Genomic DNA, 20,930 nt, shown 5'->3' with positions numbered 1-20,930 from the left:
GCCAGGGGGCCGCGAATCGGGGCGAAATCGGCCTTCAAACCGACTTCGCGAGCCTGAAAACGCCGCCATCCGAAATCGAGTGCATCAACTCACGCTACGGCGGGTGTTGTGCAGACCTTCCTTAGCTTGCGCTGCATGCGGCTGCGGGCAAAGGCCTCGGTCACTCTGACGAGCGCAAAGTGCTTGATCTGGAAGCGGCCAGGGCAGGTCATCGGGTCAAAACGCAGCCTGGCTGGGGCGGGAAGATACAGCAGCCGCTTGGCAAGCTGGCCCGAACGCAGCGGAAGCGGCATCGCTCCCGCCTCACTCTCGCCCGCGCCAGTGTCCGCATAAAAGCAGGCGTCAGCCCGGGCGCCGGGCAATTGCAGCTCAACCTCGGCCATGTACCAGCCCGCGGGCAGGCAAGCCGCCAGCCGAAGCCGGGGATCGACCCCTGTGGACTGCAGGCGCTGGCCCACCGGGTCGAGGACGCGCAAATCGTGCTCGATGCGCAGGTCGTCAGCCGTCCAGCGACCTGCCAAGCGCCGTGCCAGCCGGGCCGCCCAGCGCCATCCACCGCCAGCCGAAGTGTCAGCAATGGGTTCGAGCGTCAGGTCGCCCAGCCGGAAGCGGCCAGGCACATTCATCGGGTCAATGCGCAAGCCCTTGGTGGCCCTGTGGAGGGTCACCTCGGCCACCCAGGTGCTTGATTCATACCGGCCCATCGGCGTGGCCAACGCAGCGGTGTAGCCTGCGCCTTCGTTGCGGTAAACGGTGGGAGACACATCAAAGGCTTCAGCCTCGATGTCTAAGAACACACGATAACGCCCCCGTTGCAACGGGAGTGCAAGGCGGAATTGCGGATCGCTTCCCACAGACTCCAATGGCCAATCTTCGTCGTCCGTGAGCTCGATCTCTCGTAGTTGAAGCACCCCCAGACGATGCAACATGGCCACCGTGCGGCAGCGTGGATGCACCCAGGCTTGCGCAGGTGGTTGTCCGGCGTGCTCCATTTGCTCGGGGTTCGCAATGAGACCATCGGCCGCATGAACGGTGAGGGTTTCGATGTCCGGTCCGATATAAACCCACAGGGATGTCGTCCCGGGTGCCACCGGGCACGAGAGGGAAAGCCCTTGCCACTTCACGCCCGGTCGGTCGGCGGCATGCATCTCCACCAACAAGGTTCTGTCGTGTGGGCCGGGATTACATACCGGCAAACTCACCCACCCGCGCTGGGCGACGCGCACGCGCGTCGCGCCAGCTCGTGACGATGCTCGAGGGGAGGAGACCGCGACTTCAGTCATGAAAACGGCCTCACAGCCCCAGCAACACCTTGGCCGACACGGCGATCTGATACAGGATCTGCGTGATGCCACGGGTGATCTCGACGTTCTTGGTCTCGATTCGGGGCAGCACCATGATCTCGTCGCCCGGTTGCAGGCGGGCCACCTCGGTGCCGGGCAGCACGCTGCCGTCTTGGCGCAGCACGATCAGGCGGGCCTTGTCGGCGCCCTGGTTGTAGCCGCCGGCGCGTTGCACGTAGTCGTCCACGGTGGCCTGAGGCTCGTACACCAGCGCGTTGGGGAAGAGCACCTCGCCGCTGACGAGGACGAGGTTGCTGCTTTCGGGCACGCGGATCACGTCGCCGTCTTCCAGCAAGGTGTCGGGGGCCTGGTCGCGCTGGGCCAGGATGACCTGTCCGCGCGGCTGCACGCTGCGGGCGCGGTCGATGAACTGCAAGATGAGCTCGGCCTCGCGGGTGCGCAGCGCGGCTTCCTCGCTGGTGGCGCTGCGCGCGGTAAGGGCGTAGGTCTCCAGGCTGCGCAGCGAGGCGTCGAGCATTTCCTTTTGCCGCGCAGCCACCGAGCGGCGGTAGAGCTGGATGCCCGCCACGTTGGCCTGGGGCGCGGGCTTCAGGCGGGCCAGGGCGTCTTTCAGGCGGGCGCCATAGGGCAGCACGAGGCTGCGCTCGCCCAGGTGGGCGCCTTCGATGCGCACGAGGATGGTGCCGGGGTATTTGTCGGAGGTGACGGTGACTTCGTCGCCGTCTTCGATCATCACCTGCGCGGCCGCTTCCAGCGGGTGGTATTCGCTGCGCCGCTGCTCGCCGATCTTGCGCACGATGCTCAGGTGCGTGGCGCCGGGCCGCGGGCGGGCCATGGCCAACAATTCGCTGGCGGGCACGGCCGGTTTGGTGAACTCGAAGATGTAGGGGTTGAGAACCTCGCCGCCCACCTGCACGGTGTGCTTGCGCGGGTAGGCCACGATGGTGTCACCGTCTTGCAGTTGCAGGTGGTCGATCTGCCCGTCCAGCAAGAAGCGGTAGAGGTTGAACTTCGCGCGCACCTGGCCGCCGCGCAGCACGTCCACTTCGAGGTAGCTGCCGCGGTCGGGGTCGATGCCGCCGGCCTGGTCGAGGTAGTACAGCACCGAGTCGCTGCTCAGGCCGCCGTACAGCCCCGGCGCACGCACGAAGCCGGTGACGTACACCTTCACGGGCTGGGCTGCTGCCAGCGAGGCATACACGCCCACATTGGCGCGGAACACGCGCTTGACCTGTGATTCGACCAGCTCGTTGAGTTCCTGGTTGCGCACGCCCAGCACGCGGATGGGCCCCACGTTGGGGATGAAGATGTTGCCCTGGGCATCGACGGGCTGGGTGGCGTCGAAGTTGAAGCCGCCCCACATGCGCACGCTCACCTGGTCGCCGATGGCGATCTGGTAGTTGGGGTTGAAGCCGGCGAAGGGCACCGCACCGAAGCGGCCGGTGAAGATCTGCGAGCCGAACATCACCGGCTGCGCGGCGGTGAGCGGGTTGGGCGGCAGCGGGGCGGTCACGCCGGTGCCGGCGGCCGTGCCCTGGCCGGCAGCAGTGGGGGTGGCGGTGGCGGCGGCCGGGTTGGGCGCAGCCCGGCCTTGCAGCGGCGGCAACTGGGTGGCGCCGCGCGGGCCGGTGTTGATCACGTCGGTAGACGTGATCTGCGCGGCGGCCGGCAGGGACCAGACCAGCGCACAGGCCAGCCACGAAACGGGATGACATCGGGGGAGGCGCTTCATGGCTTCAATCTTGGTGTTCGCGGATGGTGGCCACGACAAGGCGGGTCACGCCGTAGAGCAGGCAGCACACGATGAACAAGGTGATGAGGTTGTACAGCCGGCGGGGATAGATCGCATCCTCGGGCTGATGGGGGGATTCGATCACCACCAGGCTCTTGAGCTTGCGGGTGGCGTCGATGCGTGCGCTTTCCACTGCGGTGAGGGCGAGCTTGTAGGCGTCTTCGGCAAAGCCGGCGCGCAGCAGCAGGTCCTGGAAGCGGGCGGCCTGTTCATTCAGGCGCACATCGCGCTGACCGTTGGTGGCGCGCGAACGCTCGGCCTCGAGCTGCTTGCGCAGGGCCTCCACCTGGTTGCGCAGGGCCTGCACCTGGAAGGAGTCGTCGTTCAGGTAGCTGCGCAGGGCGCGCAGCTCGGTTTCCTGCTTGGCCAGAGCGGCCTGCAGCTCGGCCACCAGCGCGCCGCTGGCCTGGGCCTCGGCGGTGGGGTCGAGCAGCTTGTACTTGGTCTGGAAGGCCAGCACCTCGTTTTTGGCCGCTTGCAGGCGCCGGGCGGCGCGGTCGAGTTCGGCTTCGGCAAACTGCATCTGCTCGCGGGCGATGCGCTGCGAATAGGCGTTCACGAAGGCTTCGCTCTCGCGCAGGATGGCGGCATTGAGCTTCTGGGCAAATTCGGGTTCGAAGCCTTGCACGCGCACGGTGAGCAGGCCGGCAATCTCGTCGAACAGCACCTCTACCCGCGCGCGGTAGTACTCCAGGAACCATTCCTGGCTGGTGCCGCCCCACAGGCGGTAGAAGGGGTCAAGGTTCTCGGCCTCGTAGTGGGCGCGCAGGCCCAGCTCGGCATCGAGTTTCTTGAGCAGATCCAGCGAGTGGATGTACTGGCGCAGGTAGAGGTTGTCTTCGCGCGAGGCTGGGTTGATGCCGGCCAGCATCAGGGCCGCTCCGGGCAGGGCCGTGGCCTCCTGGTTGGCCTGGCGCACGGTGACGATGGATTCGCTGACGTAGCGGTCGGCCGCCAGCACGGTGAAATACAACAGCGCCAGCAGCAAGGGCAGGCCGATCAGCAGCAGCTTGAGCCGCGCCGGGGTGAGGAAGGTGATGACCTTGTTCATGCGGCCCTGCGTACGGCGGGTGCCGACGGCCCCTGGTAGGCGGCAATGCCTTCCTGCACATCAGTGTAGAGCGTGGCCTGGCCGTGGCGGACCAGCACCACCGCGTTGCAGTATTGCGCGATGTCTTTCATGTTGTGTGAAACGAGGATCAGGCGGGAACGCTCCAGCTTGCTGCGGAACACGTCCTTGCACTTGTGCTGGAACTGCGCGTCGCCCACGGCCATGACCTCGTCGATGAGGTAGTAGTCGAAGTCGAAGGCCATGCTCAGGCCAAAGGCCAGGCGCGAGCGCATGCCCGAGGAATAAGACTTGACCGGCAAATCGAAGTACTCGCCGATCTCGGCGAAGTCCTGCACGTAACGGACCTTCTCGCGCAGGGCCTCGCCGCTGGCGCCATAGAGCCGGCAGACGAACTGCACGTTGTCGCGCCCGGTGAGTGAGCCCTGGAAGCCGCCGGACAACCCCACCGGCCAGGAGATGCTGGCGCGGCTGAGGACACGCCCCGAATCGGGCGCGTCGATACCGCCGATCAGGCGCATCAGCGTGGACTTGCCCGCCCCGTTGGGGCCGATCAGGCCGACGTTGGCGCCCTCGGGAAAGGTGAAGTTCAAGTCCCGAAAGACGTAGCGCCGCCCGTGGGGAGTGGGGTAGGACTTGGTGAGGTGCTGCAACTCGATCACGCTTGCCCCTCAGCTTGCCAGCAGGCGGTGGCGGCGCACGCGGTACAGGCTGAGCCCCAGCGTGAGCGCGGCGACGGCCCAGGCGGCCACATAGGCGCCGCTGATGCCGGGCAGCACGTGATATTGCGCAAAGAAGTGGCCGCGCGAGATCTCGATGGCGTGCAGGATGGGGTTCCACAGCAGCCAGGGCAGCACCTGCGGCGGCAGCGCGCTGACCGGGAAGATGATGCCCGAGATCAGGTACAGCGGCATGAAGCTGATGCGGATGAAGCTGCGCGCATTGGGCAGCTCGTCGGTGGCCACGGCGAACACCAGACCCAAACCGAAGCCGAACATCAGCAACACGGCGCTGATGCCCATCAGCTCCAGCGGGCGGGCCGGCACCACGGAAAAGCCGATCCAGCCCATCACGCCCAACATGATCAGATAGACCGCGCTGTACAGGGACACCTCGAGCAGGGCGCGCGACACCAACGGGTCGATGGGTTTGACCTGGCGATAGCCGAACAGGCCGCGGTTGGAATCGACCGCCTCCATGCCACGCAGCGTGAGGTTCTTGAACATGAAGAATGGCACCAGCCCCACCAGCAGAAACATGGCAAAGTCCACCCCCGGCAGCACCCGGTGGCGGATGAAACCGAAGATGAGCAGCATGATGGCAATGTGGGCCAGGGGCTCGAGCAGCACCCAGTACACCCCCAGCCAGCGTCCGCCGAAGCGGGTTTTGAGTTCCCGCAGGAACAGCGCAAACCACACCGAGCGCTGGACTTGCCAGGCGGTGCGTTGCGCAGGGCGGGGTGGAGCGGCCATTTCGTCAGGTGAAGTGTCAGGAACGGCAGGGTGCAATTGTGCCCTTCCCCCATCCTGGCGCGGGAGGTGGGAGGCAAGGCAACAAGAGAGAAACGTCGGCAGGACGCCGCGTCACAATCAGACGTAGGAATGGCACCCGTACAACCTATCTAGTATAAGAACTGGGGCTGGGCGAACCTCGGCAACAAATGCATACAAATGCACACCCTCTTGGGGGATGGACGCAGAACCTGCATTGCGTCCTGATCGCGGCAGACTTCGGGTCCGCCGGGGCGCAGGCAGGCTGGATTTCTGAAACATAGTTTGCAAATACTCACTTCATGAACTGGACTACTGGCCAGTGGCTGAAGAGCCCGCTGTGGTGTGTCTCGCTGTTCACCGCGGCCAAATCCTTCCGCGACAACCCGGTGATCGGCTCGCCCCGGCTGAACGCCTGGGGGCTGCATGTGGCGCGGTTGCGCGCGGCGCACGCGCTGGCGGCGATGCGGCGGCACCGCCTGGCCGGCCTGGTGTCGGCGCAGGACCGCGCCGCCTTCGAGCGCGACGGTTTTGTGGTGAAGCACGAGGTGCTGCCGCCCGGCGAATTCGCCGCCCTGCGCGACCGCCTGCTGGCCCACCGCGCCCCGGCGCGCGAGATGCTGCAGGGCGACACGGTCACCCGGCGCATCGCGCTCGATCCGGCCTTCCTGGCGGCTCAGCCAGCGCTGCGGGACTTCCTGCGCTCGCCGCTGTGGCACGGCCTGACGCGCTACGTGGGCAGCTTCGACCAGGAGCCGGTGTCCTATATCCAGACCATCCTGTCCCATGTGGTGCAGGCCAGGCCCGACCCGCAGACGCATTTGCATGCCGACACCTTCCATCCCACCGTGAAGGCCTGGTTTTTCCTGACCGACGTGGCGGCCGATGCCGGGCCGTTTTGCTATGTGCCGGGCTCGCACCGGCTCACACCGCAGCGCCTGGCATGGGAGCGGGCCATGAGTTTGGTGGCGGCGCAATCGCCAGGGCTCACCGGCCGCGGCTCGTTCCGCATCCGGCCTGACGAGCTGGCCGGCCTGGGGCTGCCCGAGCCGCGGCTGTTTGCGGTGCCGGCCAACACGCTGGTGGTGGCCGACACCTTCGGCTTCCATGCCCGCGGGCCCTCGTTGCAGCCGTCCACGCGCATCGAGATCTGGGGCTACGGCCGGCGCAATCCCTTCCTGCCCTGGGCCGGGGCCGACCTGCTGTCGCTGCCCGGCCTGGCCGAGCGGCGCGTGGGCTGGTACTGGCAGGCGCTGGACTGGCGCGAGCGCCATTTCGGCAAGCGCAGCCCGTGGCGGGACGTGGGGCCGGTGACGCCAGGTGAGCCGGCCGTGCTGACACGGGCCTGAGACAAGCCCGACCTGTGAATCACGGGTTTTGTCTAAAATAGCCAGTTCGTGATTCGCTGGAGGGCCTCCATGATCACCTTCACGTCCGCCGAGGCGCAGAACCGCTTTGGAGAACTGCTCGACCGCTCCCAACGCGAACCGGTGCAGGTGACGCGCCGCGGCCGTCCGGTGGCTTATGTGGTGAGCGAACACGACATGCGCGAACTGCAAGCCCTGGGCGTGCGACGCCAGGAGGCCGCGCGCTGGTATGCCCAATACCGCCAGACGCTGGGGCCGGGAGGGGCTGCCGCCGAACTGAGCGACACCGACATCGACCGCCTGGTGCATGAGCTTCGGTAGGCCCGTCGTGGTCGATACCGGGGTGCTGGTGTCGGCAGCGATCCGTCCGGGCTCGGTGCCGGCGCTGGCCCTTGAAAAGGCCCTGCTGCATTTCGACCTGTGCTGCTCGGCCGAGACGTGGCAGGAGGTCGAGACCGTCCTGATGCGCGACAAGTTCGATCGCTACCTGTCCCGGCAGCGGCGCCTGGATTTCCTGGCCGGCCTGCAACCCCACCTCACCACCTATGAGGTGAACGAGTCTGTGACCGACTGCGTGGATCCGCAGGACAACAAGTTCCTGGCCTTGGCGTGGACAGCCCAGGCCGAGCTGATCATCGCGAGCGATCCTCACCTGACCGCACTCCATCCCTGGCGCGATATCCCGATCCTGCCCCCGGCGGCGTTCCTGGTGGGAGTGCGCTAGGCACGCGGTCATCATGGACCCGCCTAGAATTCTTTGCCCATTCTTCGAGCCCCCACATGCCCACCCCCGACCCCCTCGCCCTCGATTTCGTGAAGTTCTCGGTCGATGCCGGGGTGCTGCGCTTTGGCGAATTCAAGACCAAGGCGGGGCGGATGAGCCCGTATTTCTTCAACGCCGGGCTGTTCAACGACGGCGCCAAGCTGGGCCGGCTGGCGCAGTTCTATGCGAAGCGCCTGGTCGATAGCGGCCTGGCCTTCGACATGCTCTTTGGCCCGGCCTACAAGGGCATCACGCTGGCCGCGGCGGTGGCCATCGAGCTGGCGCGGCTGGGCCGCAACGTGCCCTATGCCTACAACCGCAAGGAAGCCAAGGACCATGGCGAAGGCGGCACCCTGGTGGGCGCGCCGGTGGCCGGACGGGTGCTGATCATCGATGACGTGATCTCGGCCGGCACCTCGGTGCGGGAGTCCATCACGATGATCCGCGCGGCCGGCGCCACCCCCTGCGGCGTGGCGATCGCCCTGGATCGACAGGAAAAGGCGACAGAAAACGGCAATGATGTCCCTTACTCGGCCGTCCAATGGGTGCGCAGCCAACTGGGGCTTGAGGTCTGCGCGATTGCCACCCTCACGGACTTGCTGCAGTATCTGCAGACGACCGCCGATCCTGCATTGGGCACGCATTTCGCAAGCGTGGCGGCGTATCGCGATCGCTACGGAGTCTGAACGAGGATGAAACACGGGGTCTGGGCCCTTGGGAGTGTGGCCGGCGTCGCCGGGGCCGCGCTGTTGGCCAGCGGGCCGGCGCTGGCGCAGGGCATCTACACCTGCACCGATGCCAAGGGCCGCAAGCTCACCTCGGACCGCCCCATCCTGGAATGCCTGGACCGCGAGCAGCGCGTGCTCAACAAGGACGGCTCGACCCGCACCGTGCTGCCGCCCAGCCTGACGGCCGACGAGCGCGCCGCGCTGGAAGCGCGCGAGCGCAAGGCCAACCTGGAGCGCATGGCCCAGCAGGACGCCATCCGCCGCGACCGCCTGCTGCTGGCGCGCTATCCCAACGAGGCCGAGCACCGCAAGGCCCGCGAGGCAGCGCTGGAGGATGTGTACGCCTCGATCCGCAACTCGGAACGACGCATCGCCGAACTCGAGGCCGAGCGCAAGCCTTTGTTGGACGAGACCGAGTTCTACAAGGGCAAGGCCCTGCCCACCAAGCTGAAACAGTCGCTGGAGTTCGTGGACGTGGCCGTGGAGGCCCACAAGACCCTGATCACCAATCAGCAGGCCGAGTTGCAGCGCATCAACTACCTGTTCGACCAGGAACTCGACCGCCTGCGCCGCCTGTGGGCCGGCGCCACCCCGGGCTCGATCCCGCTGGCCGACCCGCCGCCGCGCCGCGATGCGGCCGGGGCTGCGGGGGCGCGGGCGCAGTGAACCTGCCGCGTTGCGGCCACGCCGCAGTCGCCAGGGATTCATGAATTTCACGCGGTACCGGCCGGTTACGGCGCTACGCTAGCGCCCGGCGCGGCCGGGTTCCAAGGTCGCCACGCCTGCACCGCGAAGCACCCCTCCCGTTTGCCCACCCCATGAGCACCGCTGTCCTTGCGCAGCCGGGCGCACGCGCCGCGGCGCCGCGCCCCCCGTTGTTTGCCATCACCTGGCCGCTGTTCACCGAGCTGCTGCTGGGCATCAGCGTGGGCCTGGCGGGGCTGTGGATGGCCTCGCGCGTGTCGGACGCGGCCTCGGGCGCGTTTGCGATGGTCAACCACCTGCAGGCAGCCTTCTTCATCCTGTTTCGCATCATCAGCATGGGGGTGAGCGTGGTGATCACGCAGAACCTCGGGGCGGGCAACCGGGCCGCGGCCGACGAGACGGCGCGGGTGTCGCTGGCGGCCAGCACCTGGCTGGGGCTGCTGACGGGCTGCACCCTGCTGGCCGGGGCGCCCTGGCTGCTGCAGTGGATGAACACACCGGCCGAGCTGATGCCGCTGGCCGTGCCGTTCCTGCGCATGGCGGCGCTGGCCCTGGTGCTGGACGCCTACAACGCCACGATGGCCTCGGTGATGCGCGCGCACCTGCATGCGCGCGACACGCTGTGGAACATGCTCGTCATGCACACGCTGCACCTGCTGCTGTGCATTCCGCTGATGGGCGGCGTGGGGCCGCTGCCGGGGCTGGGCCTGGTGGGCTTTGCGCTGGCGATGGCGCTGAGCCGCGCCTTTGGCCTCGCGCTGCACCTGGTGCTGTGGCGCTGGCGGCTCCAGCTCGTGCCCACGGCCCGCGACTGGTGGGTGATGCACTGGAAGCCGCTCGCCCCGGTGCTGCACATCGGCCTGCCCGGCGGGGCCGAGACCATCGCCTACCGGCTGGCGCTGATGGTGAGCATCGCGGTGGTGGCGCGCATGGGCGCCACCGAGCTGGCAGTGCACAGCTACACGATGCAGGTGATGTATTTCATCTTGCTGTTCGGCCTGGCCATCGGCTTTGCGGCCGAGATCCTGGTGGGCCACCTGATCGGCTCGGCCCGGCTGCACGAGGCGCATGCCCTGGTGCGCAAGTCGCTCCTCCTGGGGCTGGGGGTGTCCACGGGCGCCGCGCTCGTCGCCGCCGTGGGCGCGCCGTGGTATCTGCGGCTGTTCACGCAGGATGAAGCCATCATCGCCTCGGCCGTGCTGCTGCTGTGGCTCACGGTGCTGCTGGAGCCGGGGCGCACCTTCAACCTGGTGGTGATCAATGCGCTGCGCGCCACCGGCGACGCGCGCTTCCCGGTGGCCGCGGGCATCGTCTCGATGGTGGTGGTGCTGGCCGGCGGCTCGTGGTTCTTGGGCGTGCACCTGGGCTGGGGCCTGCCCGGCGTGTGGATCGCCTACGCGCTGGACGAATGGATCCGCGGCCTGGCGATGGCCGCGCGCTGGTGGGGCCACGGCTGGGTGCGCCACGCCCGCGCCACGCACCGGCGCGTGGTGCGCGAGCGGCAGCCGGTGGGGTGAGTCACGACGAAACGTGACTTCCTCCGCGCTGCCGCGCCAGCGCGATGAACCAGTCCAGCGCACCCGGGTTGGCCATGGCGTCGCGGTTGAGCACCTTGTCCACCGGATGGCCCAGCAGCAAGCGCTTGATGGGCAGTTCGAGCTTCTTGCCCGAGAGCGTGCGCGGGATCTCGCTCACCTGGTAGATGTCGTTGGGCACGTGGCGGGCCGACAGGGCCTCGCGGATGCCGGCCTTCAGGCGCGCCACCAGGGCGGCGTCGAGCATGTGGCCTTCGCGCAGCACGACAAAGAGCGGCATCCAGCTTTCGCGGCCCAGGTATTCGAGATCGACCACCAGGCTGTCGAGCACTTCGGGGAAGGCTTCGACCACGCGGTACAGCTCGGCCGTGCCCATGCGGATGCCGTGGCGGTTGATGGTGGCGTCGCTGCGGCCGTAGATGATGGCGCCGCCGCGCGGGGTGATTTTCAACCAGTCGCCATGGCGCCAGATGCCCTCGCCCCGCGGGCCGCGGTACATCTCGAAGTAGCTCTCGCGCAAGCGTGAGCCGTCGGCATCGCCCCAGAAAGAAAGCGGCATCGAAGGCATGGGGCGCACACACACGAGTTCGCCCACCTCGTCGGTCAGGGGCCGGCCCTGGCCGTTTTCATCCGGCTCGCTGTAGGCGTGCACCGCGGCACCCAGGCAGCGGCACTGCATCTCGCCGCGCGTCACGGGCAGGCCGCGGTGGCCGGCCAGGAAGGCGCCGGCGAAGTCGGTGCCGCCGGCAATGGCCGTGAGCCAGATCGGTTCGCCACCCCGTTGCGGCAGGCGGCGCCAGATCCAGTCATAGGCCTCGTCGGACAGAGGCGAGCCGGTGGAGCCCACGGCGCGCAGGCGCGACAGGTCGGCCACGGCCTGGGGCTGGACGTCGGCCTTCAGGCAGCTTGCATAGAAGGCCGCGCCGGCACCGAAGAAACTGACGCCGGCCAGGCCGGCGAAGCGCCACAGCGTGGTCCAGTCGGGTGCGTCGCGCGCTCCGGCGGGGCTGCCGTCGAAGAGGCAGATCGTGGTGCCCGAGAGCAGGCCGCTGACCTGGCAGTTCCACATGATCCAGCCGGTGGAGCTGTACCAGTGGAAGCGGTCGCCGCCCTCGACGCTGGGGCCGATGTCGTTGTGCAGGGTGCCGAGCTTGAGGTGTTCGAGCACGATGCCGCCATGGCCGTGCACGATGGGTTTGGGCACGCCGGTGGTGCCGCTGGAATAGACGATCCACAGCGGATGGTCGAAGGGCAGCCACTCGGGCTCGAAGGGCAGCTCGTCGGCCACCAGCGCGGCCCAGGCGTGGGCCTGGCGCTGTGGCGCGGCCAGAGCCTGGGCATCGGCCTGGGCATCGAGGTGGTTCAGCAAGACGGCATGGCGCACCGTGGGCAGTTGCGCCAGCAGCTCGGCCACCCGGGGCAGGCGGGGCTGGTCGGTGCCGCCGTGGCGGTAGCCGTCGCAGGCGATGAGCACCACCGGCTCGATCTGGCGGAAGCGGTCAAGCACGGCCACCGGGCCCATGTCGGGCGAGCACAGCGACCACACCGCCCCCACGCTGGCCACGGCCAGGAAGGCCACCACGGTGGCGGCGGTGTTGGGCAGGTAGGCGGCCACGCGGTCGCCCCGCCGCACGCCCAGGCGCTTCAAGTGGTGGGCCAGCGAGGCCACCTGGCGGCGCAACTCGCTCCAGCGCATCTGCTGCAGCTCGCCGCGGGCCAGGCCGGCCTCATCGCACCAGACGATGGCCGGGTGGCCGCCCGCGTCGGCCTCGTCGGCATGGCGCATCACCTGCTGCGCGTAGTTGAGCTGGGCGCCACGGAACCACACCGCCCCGGGCATCCGGTCTTCCACCAGCACGCCCTCGAAGGGCGTGGGGGACTGCAGCTCGAAGTAGTCCCAAATCGAGCGCCAGAAGGCGTCCAGGTCGCTCACCGACCATTGCCACAGCGCGTCGTAGCTGTCGAACGGCAGGCCATGGCGCTGGCCGAGCCAGCGCTGGTAGCGGTGGATGTGGGGCTCGTGGGCCGGGGGCATGGCGTCTCCTGGTGTCGTTTTGGCCGAGGATAGCGGCCCCCGACGGGTTCAGGCTCCGTGCTCTATCAGCGCTGCCAGCAGCTCGTGGCGTTGCGCGGCCAACGGGTTGGTCACCGTCACACCTCCCCAGGTGAAGCCTTCGGTCAGGTCTTCGGACAGCAGCAGGCGGCACCCGGCCTTCGCTGCTGCCGCCAGGATGACGGCATCCCACCAACCCAGTTGATGGTCTGTAGCCAGATCGGCCGCTGCCAGCATGACTTCCGGCGAGGTGTCGACGAGTGGATAGGCATCGCGCCAGCTCAACAGCGCCGCCCGGGCCTGCTCACGCGAGCGGCCCGCCTTGCGCGTGAGCACCACAAACAACTCCCCCAGCGCCTGGACCGGCAGCACGATGCTGCCGGATGGCAGCCGCCCCAGCAAAGCCAGGACGGCATCGCGCCGGGCCGCGTCGTTGACGCCTTCGGCATAGACCAGCAGATTGGTGTCGAGCGCGACTCTCACCGGTCTTCGTAGAGCTCGTCGCGCGTCCAGCGCCCAGCCTGAACGATTGCCTGTCCGGCCAGACGCTGCAACAGGGCCTCTCGGGCCTTTGCAGCCACGGGATCATCGGTCTCGACAGGCATCAGGCGCGCCACCGGCTTGCCATGGCTGGTGACGACGTAGCGATGCCCTTCCCGCACGCCTCGTAGCAGGAACGAGAACTGGCGATTGGCTTGCGCTGACGTGATGGCCTTTTCCATGTCACACATTGTAGTGAAAATTCCTACTTTATGGCGCCTTCGTCGCCTTGGCGATGGAGGCGACCCGGTCCTGCAGGACAGGCTCCAGGCCCGTCAGCAGGCCCACGCCCCCCCGCAATTCGCGCGGCAGGGCCTCGTTCAGCAGCTTGTCCTCGTCGGTGGCCAGCCAGGCGCGGGCCTGGCCGTCTTTCAGGGTGATGCCGGCAAACTCGAAGAGGGCCACACTGTCCCACAGCTGCATCTCCTCGCCCGCCAGCGCGGCCTGCAGCAGGGTGAACTCGGGCAGAGTGCGCAGCAAGGCGATCAGGTCGCGCCCGGCCGGGCTGCGGTCGATCACCAGGCACAGGCGCTCGATGCGACCGGGCGCGCCGAACTCGCCCGCGGCGATGCGCTGGCGCAGTCGTTCGCCGGCCTGTTGACCCTGTTGCTTGCGGCGTTTGGCTTCGCCCATGTGCTGCTCCTGTCCGTGCGGCCGACCGTCGCCGAACCGCGAGGGCGTGATGTTAGGGCGTTTCGGGCCAACGCCCCGCCTGGGCAGCTGCACGCACCGCTTCGCCATCGGCATCCAGCAGCGGCGGCGGGCAGGGGGCCATCGGACGCTGGCCATCGAAGCGCATCGGCGTGAGCACGCCGGGGGGTTGGCCCGGGGCCTCGGGGGCGCGCAGGCCGCGGGCTCGCACCTGCGGGTCGTCGAAGACCTGGGCGATGTCGAGGATGGGTGAGCAGGGCACGCCGGCGGCGTCGAAAGCCTCGACCCAGGCCCTCGTGGTTCGGGCCAGAAGCGCGCGGTGCAGTTCGGGTACCCACTCGCCGCAGTGCTTCACGCGACCGGCGTTGGTGGTGTGGCGCGCACCCCGGGCCAGGGCGGCGCAACCCATCACCTCGCAGGCGCGGGCGAACTGGGCGTCGTTGCCCACGGCCAGCACGAGGTGGCCGTCTGCGGTGGCGAACACCTGGTAGGGCACGATGTTGGGGTGCGCATTGCCCATGCGCGTGGGCGGCGTGCCGCTCACGAGGTAGTTCAAGGCCTGGTTGGCCAGCATGGCCACCTGCACGTCGAGCAGGGCAGCGTCGATGTGGCGTCCGCGGCCGGTGCGCTGGCGCTCGTGCAAGGCGGCCAGGATGGCGGTGGTGGCGTACACGCCCGTCATCAAGTCGACCACGGCCACGCCCACCTTCTGCGGCTCGGCGCCCTTTTCGCCGGTGATGCTCATCAGGCCTCCCTGGGCCTGGATGGCGAAGTCGTAGCCGGCGCGCTGGGCATCGGGGCCTGTTTGGCCATAGCCGGTGATGGAGCAATAGACGAGGCCGGGGTTGAGCCGCTGCAGGCTCGCGCAGTCGAGCCCGTACTTGGCGAGCTGGCCGACGCGGTAGTTCTCGATGAGCACGTCGGCCTCGCGCGCGAGGCTCTTGACCATCGCCTGGCCTTCGGGGCTGGCGATGTCCAGCGCCACCGAGCGTTTGCCGCGGTTGGCGCACAGGTAATAGGCCGCCGTGCGGGCCTCGCCCTCGCCCCACCAGGGCGGGCCCCAGCCGCGCGTGTCGTCGCCGCTGCCGGGGCGCTCGACCTTGATCACGTCGGCGCCGTAGTCGGCCAGCAACTGGCCCGCCCAGGGGCCGGCCAGCACGCGCGACAGGTCAAGCACCTTCACGCCCGCCAGCGGGCGCGGTGGGGTGGGCGTGTCCATCAGAACGCGGCGATGCCAGTCTGGGCGCGGCCCAGGATGAGGGCGTGGATGTCGTGCGTGCCCTCGTAGGTGTTCACCACCTCCAGGTTCACGAGGTGGCGGGCCACGCCGAACTCGTCACTGATGCCGTTGCCGCCCAGCATGTCGCGCGCCATGCGGGCAATCTCCAGGGCCTTACCGCAGGAATTGCGCTTCATGATGGAGGTGATTTCCACCGCAGCGGTGCCCTCGTCCTTCATGCGGCCCAGGCGCAGGCAGCCCTGCAGGCCCAGGGTGATCTCGGTCTGCATGTCGGCAAGCTTCTTCTGCACGAGCTGGTTGGCCGCGAGCGGCTTGCCGAACTGCTTGCGATCCAGCACGTACTGGCGCGCGGTGTGCCAGCAGAACTCGGCTGCGCCCAAAGCGCCCCAGGCGATGCCGTAGCGTGCGCTGTTCAGGCAGGTAAAGGGGCCCTTGAGGCCGCGCACCTCGGGGAAGGCGTTTTCCTCGGGGCAGAAGACATCGTCCATCACGATCTCGCCAGTGATGGACGCACGCAGGCCGACCTTGCCGTGGATGGCGGGCGCCGAGAGGCCCTTCCAGCCCTTTTCGAGAATGAAGCCGCGGATGGCGCCTTCATCGTCCTTGGCCCACACCACGAAGACGTCGGCAATCGGGCTGTTGGTGATCCACATCTTGCTGCCGGTGAGACGGTAGCCGCCCTCGACCTTCTTGGCACGCGTGACCATGCTGCCGGGGTCGGAGCCGTGGTTGGGCTCGGTCAGGCCGAAGCAGCCGATCCACTCGCCGCTGGCCAGCTTGGGCAAGTATTTCTGGCGCGAGGCTTCGTTGCCGAACTCGTAGATGGGCACCATCACCAGCGAGGACTGCACGCTCATCATCGAGCGGTAGCCGGAATCGACCCGCTCGACCTCGCGCGCGATGAGGCCGTAGCTGACGTAGTTGAGGCCGGCACCGCCGTATGGCTCGGGGATGGTGGGGCCCAGCAGACCCAGCTCGCCCATCTCGCGGAAGATGGCCGGGTCGGTCTTTTCGTGGCGGAAGGCTTCGAGCACCCGCGGGGCCAGGCGTTCCTGGCAATAGGCCGCGGCCGCGTCGCGCACCGCACGCTCCTCGCCGGTGAGCTGCTGGTCGAGCAGCAGGGGGTCGTCCCAGTGGAAGCTGGCTTTGGTCTGGCCCATGGCGCGGTCTCCGGTGTCGATGGAAAAGGATGCCTCGATGCTAAGCGCCGGGGCAGGGGGTTTCAACCGACAATTGCGCATCCACTTGTGCAAAAAACTCACTCCGAAGTGCCCAGCGCTGCAGCAGGACAAGCCCCATGCGCCGCCGAATTCCCAGTACAGCTGCCTTGTCTGCCTTCGAGGCCGCGGCCCGCCACGAAAGCTTCACACGTGCGGCCGACGAACTCCACATGACGCAAAGCGCGGTGTGCCGCCAGATCGCCGCGCTGGAGTCCAGCCTGGGGGTGGAGCTGTTCCGCCGCACGCGCCGCGGCGTGAAGCTCACGGCCGCCGGCCTGGCCTACGGGCGCCGTGTGGCCGAGCGCCTGGCCGCGCTGGAGCGCGACACGCTGGAGCTGATGTCCAGCCGGGGCCAGGGCGGGGTGATCGAGCTGGCCGTGGTGCCCACCTTTGCCACGCACTGGCTGCTGCCACGCATCCCGGCCTTCCAGCGCGAGCATCCACACATTCAGCTCAACCTGCACACGCGGGTGCGGCCCTTCCTGTTCGACGATTCGGGGCTGGACTTGGCGCTGTACGCCGGCGACGGCCACTGGCCGGGCTGCGAAACGCGCCTGCTGATGCCCGAGCGGCTGATCGCCGTGTGTGCGCCGGCCCTCATCGCCCCATGCAAGCGCATCAGCCCGGCGCAGCTCGCCGGCCTGCCGCTGTTGCAGCAGACCACGCGGCCCCACGCCTGGCGCCGCTGGTTCGCCGCGGCCGGCGTGGACACCGACCGCAGCCTGCAGGGGCCGCGCTACGAGCTGTTCTCGATGTCGGTGCAGGCGGCGCTGCTGGGCCTGGGCGTGGCGCTGGTGCCGGACTTCGCGGCCGAAGCCGAGCTGGCCGCCGGCCGCCTGATCGAGCCCGCCACCAGCCCCTGCGAAAGCGATCGGGCCTACTACCTGGCGCTGCCGGAGTCGCAGCCAGCCTCGCAGGCGGTGCAGGTGTTTGCACGGTGGGTGATGCAACGCTGAACCCCGACCACCGCGGTGTCAGGAATGATCGCCAGTGGTCGTGACGGCAGCTTGCGTCTGGAACTATCCTTCACCTCTTCATCATCAGGCGGGCTCGAGGAGCGGACATTGACCTCCCCCATCATCGAAGTCCAGGGGCTTCACAAGACCTACGCCAGCGGCCACGTGGCCCTCAAGGCGCTCGATCTGGAGATCCGCCGCGGCGAGATCTTCGCGTTGCTCGGCCCCAATGGGGCGGGCAAGACCACGCTGATCAGCATCCTGTGCGGCATCGTCACGCCCAGCGGAGGGCGCGCCCTGATCGATGGCTACGAGCTGGCGCGCGACTACCGTGCCGTGCGCAGCCTCATCGGCCTGGTGCCGCAGGAGCTATCCACCGATGCCTTCGAGACGGTGTGGGCCACGGTGACTTTCAGCCGTGGCCTGTTCGGCAAGCCGGCGAACCCGGCGCTGATCGAACGCATCCTGAAGGACCTGTCGCTGTGGGACAAGCGCGACGCCAGGATCCGCACGCTGTCGGGCGGCATGAAGCGCCGCGTGATGATCGCCAAGGCGCTGAGCCATGAGCCCGGCATCCTCTTCCTCGACGAGCCCACCGCCGGCGTGGACGTGGAGCTGCGCCGCGACATGTGGGCGCTGGTGCGGCGCCTGCGCGAGCAGGGCGTGACCATCATCCTGACCACCCACTACATCGAGGAAGCCGAGGAGATGGCCGACCGCATCGGCGTGATCCACCGCGGCGAGCTCATCCTCGTGCAGGACAAGTTCACGCTGATGCGCCAGCTCGGCAAGAAGCGGCTCACGCTACAGCTTCAGCAGCCCCTGGCCGCCGTGCCAAGCGGGATGAACGGCTACGCGCTGGAGCTGGGCAGCAACGGCCACGAGCTCATCTACACCTTCGATGCGCAGGCAGAGCACTCGGGCATCGCCGGGCTGCTCAAGCGGCTGGACGAGCAGGGCATCGCCTTCAAGGACCTCCACACCGAGCAGAGCTCGCTGGAGGAGATCTTCGTCAACCTCGTGAGGCAAGCCCGATGAACTGGTACGCCATCCACGCCATCTATCGCTTCGAGATGGCCCGCGCATTGCGCACCCTGGGGCAGAGCGTCGCCTCGCCGGTGATCTCCACCTCGCTGTACTTCGTCGTCTTCGGGGCGGCCATCGGCTCGCGCATGGTGTCCATCGACGGTGTGAGCTATGGCGCTTTTCTGGTGCCCGGCCTGATCATGCTGGCCATCCTGACGCAAAGCCTGTCCAACGGCTCCTTCGGCATCTACATGCCCAAGTTCACCGGCACGATCTACGAGCTGCTGTCCGCGCCGGTCTCGGCGCTGGAAGTGGTGATCGGCTACGTGGGCGCGGCGGCGACCAAGTCCATCGTGCTGGGGCTCATCATCCTGGCCACGGCGCGGCTCTTCGTGGACTTCTCCATCGCGCATCCGCTGTGGATGCTGGCCTTCCTGGTGCTGACTTCGATCACCTTCAGCCTGTTCGGCTTCATCCTCGGCCTGTGGGCCGACGGCTTCGAGAAGCTGCAGATCGTGCCGCTGCTCATCATCACGCCGCTGGCTTTCCTGGGCGGCAGCTTCTATTCGATCAGCATGCTGCCGCCGGTGTGGCAGACGGTGAGCCTGTTCAACCCGGTGGTCTACCTGATCAGCGGCTTCCGCTGGAGCTTCTACGGCGTGGCCGACGTGGCCGTGGGCGTGAGCCTTCTGGCCATCGCGGGCTTCCTGCTCGTGTGCCTGGGCATCGTGGCCTGGATCTTCCGCACGGGCTGGCGGCTCAGGGCCTGAGTGCGCGCACCGTAGCCTCGCAGCGCCGCCCCTCGCACCAGCGATCCAGCGCCTGCGAGAACACCGAGCCTGGGCCCGCCACGGCCTCGAAGAGCGTCATGCACGAGCAGAACTTGAGGTCGTCGGGCGAGCCGAAGACCTCGTGCAGGGTGCGGCCCCGCACCGACATCACTGCATCGACGCACTCGCGCAGCCGCGGGCCCAGCACCGGGTGGGCCAGGTAGGCGCGGGCCTCGTCCAGATCGGCCAGCCCATAGTGTCGCGCGGTGGCGCTGCGGCCCAGCACGCGCAGTTGTGGAAAGACGAACCACATCCAGTGCGTGCGCTTGGCGCCGGCGCGCAGTTCGGCCAGCACGGCGTGAAGCACCGGGTCCTGGGCCTCGATGAAGCGCTGGAGATCGTGAGGGTCGTTGGAAGTCACGCGGGCATCGTCGCACCGTGGCTGCGCGGGATCAAGCCTTGCGTGACGGCGGTTGCCGTCTAGGCAGCGGCAAGCGCAGACTGCCCCTGCGCCGCAACCGGCCCGCTGACGAAGGCGTCGGAGAAAAAGTCCTGCGGCGCCAGGCCCAGGCGTTGCACCGCCGTCTGCTTCAGGGCCATCACCAGGGCCGGGGCTCCGCAGGCATAGAGCTCGTGGCCGGCCAGCGACGTGAACCGTCCCAGCAGGGCCTGGTGGACGTCGCCGCGGAAGACCTCGGGCGGTGTGTCGGCGGCCGGCTCGCTGACGGCCGGCACGAACTGCAGCCCGGGCAGCAGGCGCTGCCACCGCTGCACGGCCGTGCCCAGATACAGGTGTTCGGGCCGGCGCCCGCCCCAGAGCAGGGTCACGGGACGCTGCGAGTCGCCTCGTTTGACCATGTCGTCGAGGATGGACTTAATGGGGGCGAATCCCGTGCCCCCGGCCACGAACACCAGGGGGGCCTGGCTGTCTTCGCGCAGCCCGAAGCTGCCATGAGGCCCCTCGATGCGCACCGTGTCCCCGGGCTGCAGCGTGGGCAGCAGCGCGCTGAAGCGCCCCCCCGGCACGTGCCGGATGTGCAGCGTGACGCCGTCGTTCTCGTGCGGCGGGTTGGCCATCGAGTACGAGCGGCGGCTGCCGTCGTCCAGGATCACCTGCAGGTACTGGCCCGCACGGAACTTCAGGCGCTGGCCGGCCGGCAGGCGCAACTGCAGCAGCGAGACATCGGAGGCCACTTTCTGGTGCTTGTAGACCTTGGCCAGAAAGGTCTTGGCCGCGGCCGGATCCACGCGGCGATACCGGGTGGGGGAGATGACGAGGTCGCTGCGCGCCACGCACAGGCACAGCAGCACCTGATCGGGACGGCAGGCTTCATGGTGCAGGGACGCCCCACCAAGACCTTCGACCCAGCCCTCGTCCACACGGCCGGCACAGTTGGTGCACACGCCTTTGCGGCAGGAATGGGGCAGCTCGATGCCGGCCGCCAGCGCGGCGTCGAGCACGGTTTGGCCCGGCGCGCAGGGAAAGTGCAGATCGGCCCCGGCGATGCGGATGGTGTGGCTCATGAAAGGCTCTCGGTCAAGGTGCCAGACAGCAGGCGCAGGGTGCGGATCATGGCGTCGGGCCGCGCGATGCCGCGGCCGGCGATGTCCATCGCGCAGCCATGCCCGACGCTGGACAGCAGCACGTCGGCCCCGATGCTCAGGGCGCTGGCGGCCTGCGGCGCCAGCAGTTTCACGGGAATGTGCCCATGGTCGTGCAG

At 68.2% G+C, this 20,930-nt stretch carries 23 protein-coding genes; 9 read left to right on the top strand and 14 right to left on the bottom strand.

Annotation, left to right across the window (positions count from 1 at the left end):
- Positions 1-89: 89 nt before the first annotated feature.
- The 5 genes from ACK42S_RS06590 to ACK42S_RS06570 are packed head-to-tail and all read right to left on the bottom strand — an operon-like array spanning position 90 to position 5,637.
- The gene (locus tag ACK42S_RS06590; protein WP_409704729.1) at positions 90-1,283 is read right to left on the bottom strand and encodes a hypothetical protein; all 1,194 of its coding nucleotides are present in this window, start codon (positions 1,281-1,283) and stop codon (positions 90-92) included.
- Positions 1,284-1,293: 10 nt separating this feature from the next.
- Positions 1,294-3,036 (bottom strand): polysaccharide biosynthesis/export family protein, encoded by a 1,743-nt coding sequence (locus ACK42S_RS06585; RefSeq protein ID WP_409704727.1) that lies wholly within the window; start codon positions 3,034-3,036, stop codon positions 1,294-1,296.
- Positions 3,037-3,040: 4 nt separating this feature from the next.
- The gene (locus ACK42S_RS06580) at positions 3,041-4,147 is read right to left on the bottom strand and encodes a capsular biosynthesis protein (protein ID WP_409704725.1); all 1,107 of its coding nucleotides are present in this window, start codon (positions 4,145-4,147) and stop codon (positions 3,041-3,043) included.
- Positions 4,144-4,827 carry an ABC transporter ATP-binding protein gene (locus ACK42S_RS06575; protein WP_409704723.1) on the bottom strand — a complete coding sequence of 228 codons (684 nt, stop codon included), beginning with the start codon at positions 4,825-4,827 and terminating at the stop codon, positions 4,144-4,146. Before ACK42S_RS06575 ends, ACK42S_RS06580 begins: the two co-directional genes overlap by 4 nt.
- A 9-nt stretch (positions 4,828-4,836) precedes the next feature.
- Entirely contained in the window at positions 4,837-5,637 is an 801-nt protein-coding gene (locus tag ACK42S_RS06570) for an ABC transporter permease (RefSeq protein ID WP_409704721.1), read from the bottom strand.
- A 320-nt stretch (positions 5,638-5,957) separates the two neighbouring features.
- Between ACK42S_RS06570 and ACK42S_RS06565 the strand changes: the two genes are divergently transcribed.
- The 6 genes from ACK42S_RS06565 (at position 5,958) to ACK42S_RS06540 (ending at position 10,735) form a co-directional block, all read left to right on the top strand.
- Positions 5,958-7,004 carry a phytanoyl-CoA dioxygenase family protein gene (locus tag ACK42S_RS06565; protein WP_409704719.1) on the top strand — a complete coding sequence of 349 codons (1,047 nt, stop codon included), beginning with the start codon at positions 5,958-5,960 and terminating at the stop codon, positions 7,002-7,004.
- A 69-nt stretch (positions 7,005-7,073) separates the two neighbouring features.
- A complete protein-coding gene (locus tag ACK42S_RS06560) occupies positions 7,074-7,343 on the top strand; it encodes a type II toxin-antitoxin system Phd/YefM family antitoxin (RefSeq protein ID WP_409704717.1) in 270 nt (89 codons plus the stop codon).
- Positions 7,330-7,746, top strand: coding sequence for a putative toxin-antitoxin system toxin component, PIN family (locus tag ACK42S_RS06555; RefSeq protein ID WP_409704715.1), 417 nt, complete (start codon positions 7,330-7,332; stop codon positions 7,744-7,746). The genes ACK42S_RS06560 and ACK42S_RS06555 overlap by 14 nt, the downstream gene beginning before the upstream one ends.
- Before the next feature lie 56 nt (positions 7,747-7,802).
- Positions 7,803-8,471, top strand: coding sequence for an orotate phosphoribosyltransferase (gene pyrE, locus ACK42S_RS06550; protein ID WP_409704713.1), 669 nt, complete (start codon positions 7,803-7,805; stop codon positions 8,469-8,471).
- Between the two features lie 6 nt (positions 8,472-8,477).
- On the top strand, positions 8,478-9,179 hold the full coding sequence (locus ACK42S_RS06545) for a DUF4124 domain-containing protein (protein WP_409704711.1): 702 nt from the start codon (positions 8,478-8,480) through the stop codon (positions 9,177-9,179).
- Between the two features lie 152 nt (positions 9,180-9,331).
- Entirely contained in the window at positions 9,332-10,735 is a 1,404-nt protein-coding gene (locus ACK42S_RS06540) for an MATE family efflux transporter (RefSeq protein WP_409704709.1), read from the top strand.
- 1 nt (position 10,736) lies between these two features.
- Here the strand turns inward: ACK42S_RS06540 and ACK42S_RS06535 are convergent, their stop codons facing one another.
- The 6 genes from ACK42S_RS06535 to ACK42S_RS06510 are packed head-to-tail and all read right to left on the bottom strand — an operon-like array spanning position 10,737 to position 16,397.
- A complete protein-coding gene (locus ACK42S_RS06535) occupies positions 10,737-12,788 on the bottom strand; it encodes an acetoacetate--CoA ligase (protein ID WP_409704707.1) in 2,052 nt (683 codons plus the stop codon).
- A 48-nt stretch (positions 12,789-12,836) separates the two neighbouring features.
- Positions 12,837-13,289, bottom strand: a complete 453-nt coding sequence (locus ACK42S_RS06530; RefSeq protein ID WP_409704705.1) for a PIN domain-containing protein — start codon at positions 13,287-13,289, stop codon at positions 12,837-12,839.
- A complete protein-coding gene (locus ACK42S_RS06525) occupies positions 13,286-13,528 on the bottom strand; it encodes a type II toxin-antitoxin system Phd/YefM family antitoxin (protein WP_409704703.1) in 243 nt (80 codons plus the stop codon). The genes ACK42S_RS06530 and ACK42S_RS06525 overlap by 4 nt, the downstream gene beginning before the upstream one ends.
- A gap of 28 nt (positions 13,529-13,556) precedes the next feature.
- Positions 13,557-13,979 carry a hypothetical protein gene (locus ACK42S_RS06520; RefSeq protein WP_409704701.1) on the bottom strand — a complete coding sequence of 141 codons (423 nt, stop codon included), beginning with the start codon at positions 13,977-13,979 and terminating at the stop codon, positions 13,557-13,559.
- 52 nt (positions 13,980-14,031) lie between these two features.
- The gene (locus ACK42S_RS06515) at positions 14,032-15,216 is read right to left on the bottom strand and encodes a CaiB/BaiF CoA transferase family protein (protein ID WP_409704699.1); all 1,185 of its coding nucleotides are present in this window, start codon (positions 15,214-15,216) and stop codon (positions 14,032-14,034) included.
- Complete coding sequence (locus ACK42S_RS06510; RefSeq protein WP_409704697.1) at positions 15,216-16,397, bottom strand: acyl-CoA dehydrogenase; 1,182 nt, start codon at positions 16,395-16,397, stop codon at positions 15,216-15,218. The genes ACK42S_RS06515 and ACK42S_RS06510 overlap by 1 nt, the downstream gene beginning before the upstream one ends.
- 137 nt (positions 16,398-16,534) lie before the next feature.
- On the opposite strand from ACK42S_RS06510, the gene ACK42S_RS06505 reads away from it, so the two are divergent.
- From ACK42S_RS06505 to ACK42S_RS06495, 3 genes are all read left to right on the top strand, one after another.
- Positions 16,535-17,413: a LysR substrate-binding domain-containing protein gene (locus ACK42S_RS06505; RefSeq protein ID WP_409704695.1), complete on the top strand. Its 879-nt coding sequence runs from the start codon at positions 16,535-16,537 to the stop codon at positions 17,411-17,413.
- Positions 17,414-17,521: 108 nt separating this feature from the next.
- On the top strand, positions 17,522-18,451 hold the full coding sequence (locus tag ACK42S_RS06500; RefSeq protein WP_409704693.1) for an ABC transporter ATP-binding protein: 930 nt from the start codon (positions 17,522-17,524) through the stop codon (positions 18,449-18,451).
- A complete protein-coding gene (locus ACK42S_RS06495; RefSeq protein WP_409704691.1) occupies positions 18,448-19,209 on the top strand; it encodes an ABC transporter permease in 762 nt (253 codons plus the stop codon). Before ACK42S_RS06500 ends, ACK42S_RS06495 begins: the two co-directional genes overlap by 4 nt.
- On the opposite strand, the gene ACK42S_RS06490 is transcribed toward ACK42S_RS06495, so the two are convergent.
- The 3 genes from ACK42S_RS06490 to ACK42S_RS06480 form a co-directional block, all read right to left on the bottom strand.
- Positions 19,199-19,630 carry a DUF1810 domain-containing protein gene (locus ACK42S_RS06490; protein WP_409704689.1) on the bottom strand — a complete coding sequence of 144 codons (432 nt, stop codon included), beginning with the start codon at positions 19,628-19,630 and terminating at the stop codon, positions 19,199-19,201. The genes ACK42S_RS06495 and ACK42S_RS06490 overlap by 11 nt on opposite strands.
- Positions 19,631-19,689: 59 nt before the next feature.
- A complete protein-coding gene (locus ACK42S_RS06485; protein WP_409704687.1) occupies positions 19,690-20,733 on the bottom strand; it encodes an FAD-binding oxidoreductase in 1,044 nt (347 codons plus the stop codon).
- The coding region (locus tag ACK42S_RS06480; protein WP_409704685.1) for a 4-hydroxythreonine-4-phosphate dehydrogenase PdxA at positions 20,730-20,930 on the bottom strand (201 nt) is incomplete at its 5' end. The genes ACK42S_RS06485 and ACK42S_RS06480, both read right to left, overlap by 4 nt.

This window comes from Caldimonas sp. (genome assembly GCF_046289365.1).
Lineage (GTDB): Bacteria > Pseudomonadota > Gammaproteobacteria > Burkholderiales > Burkholderiaceae_C > Caldimonas.
Note: the sequence above shows the minus strand (reverse complement) of the source record. Positions and strands in the feature narration are given on the sequence as shown.

Coding starts and splice junctions, on each gene's coding strand:
- ACK42S_RS06590 (WP_409704729.1), bottom strand. CDS start 1,283: ATGACTGAAGTCGCGGTCTCCTCCCCTCGAGCATCGTCACGAGCTGGC.
- ACK42S_RS06585 (WP_409704727.1), bottom strand. CDS start 3,036: ATGAAGCGCCTCCCCCGATGTCATCCCGTTTCGTGGCTGGCCTGTGCG.
- ACK42S_RS06580 (WP_409704725.1), bottom strand. CDS start 4,147: ATGAACAAGGTCATCACCTTCCTCACCCCGGCGCGGCTCAAGCTGCTG.
- ACK42S_RS06570 (WP_409704721.1), bottom strand. CDS start 5,637: ATGGCCGCTCCACCCCGCCCTGCGCAACGCACCGCCTGGCAAGTCCAG.
- ACK42S_RS06565 (WP_409704719.1), top strand. CDS start 5,958: ATGAACTGGACTACTGGCCAGTGGCTGAAGAGCCCGCTGTGGTGTGTC.
- ACK42S_RS06560 (WP_409704717.1), top strand. CDS start 7,074: ATGATCACCTTCACGTCCGCCGAGGCGCAGAACCGCTTTGGAGAACTG.
- ACK42S_RS06555 (WP_409704715.1), top strand. CDS start 7,330: ATGAGCTTCGGTAGGCCCGTCGTGGTCGATACCGGGGTGCTGGTGTCG.
- pyrE (WP_409704713.1), top strand. CDS start 7,803: ATGCCCACCCCCGACCCCCTCGCCCTCGATTTCGTGAAGTTCTCGGTC.
- ACK42S_RS06545 (WP_409704711.1), top strand. CDS start 8,478: ATGAAACACGGGGTCTGGGCCCTTGGGAGTGTGGCCGGCGTCGCCGGG.
- ACK42S_RS06540 (WP_409704709.1), top strand. CDS start 9,332: ATGAGCACCGCTGTCCTTGCGCAGCCGGGCGCACGCGCCGCGGCGCCG.
- ACK42S_RS06535 (WP_409704707.1), bottom strand. CDS start 12,788: ATGCCCCCGGCCCACGAGCCCCACATCCACCGCTACCAGCGCTGGCTC.
- ACK42S_RS06525 (WP_409704703.1), bottom strand. CDS start 13,528: ATGGAAAAGGCCATCACGTCAGCGCAAGCCAATCGCCAGTTCTCGTTC.
- ACK42S_RS06520 (WP_409704701.1), bottom strand. CDS start 13,979: ATGGGCGAAGCCAAACGCCGCAAGCAACAGGGTCAACAGGCCGGCGAA.
- ACK42S_RS06515 (WP_409704699.1), bottom strand. CDS start 15,216: ATGGACACGCCCACCCCACCGCGCCCGCTGGCGGGCGTGAAGGTGCTT.
- ACK42S_RS06510 (WP_409704697.1), bottom strand. CDS start 16,397: ATGGGCCAGACCAAAGCCAGCTTCCACTGGGACGACCCCCTGCTGCTC.
- ACK42S_RS06505 (WP_409704695.1), top strand. CDS start 16,535: ATGCGCCGCCGAATTCCCAGTACAGCTGCCTTGTCTGCCTTCGAGGCC.
- ACK42S_RS06495 (WP_409704691.1), top strand. CDS start 18,448: ATGAACTGGTACGCCATCCACGCCATCTATCGCTTCGAGATGGCCCGC.
- ACK42S_RS06485 (WP_409704687.1), bottom strand. CDS start 20,733: ATGAGCCACACCATCCGCATCGCCGGGGCCGATCTGCACTTTCCCTGC.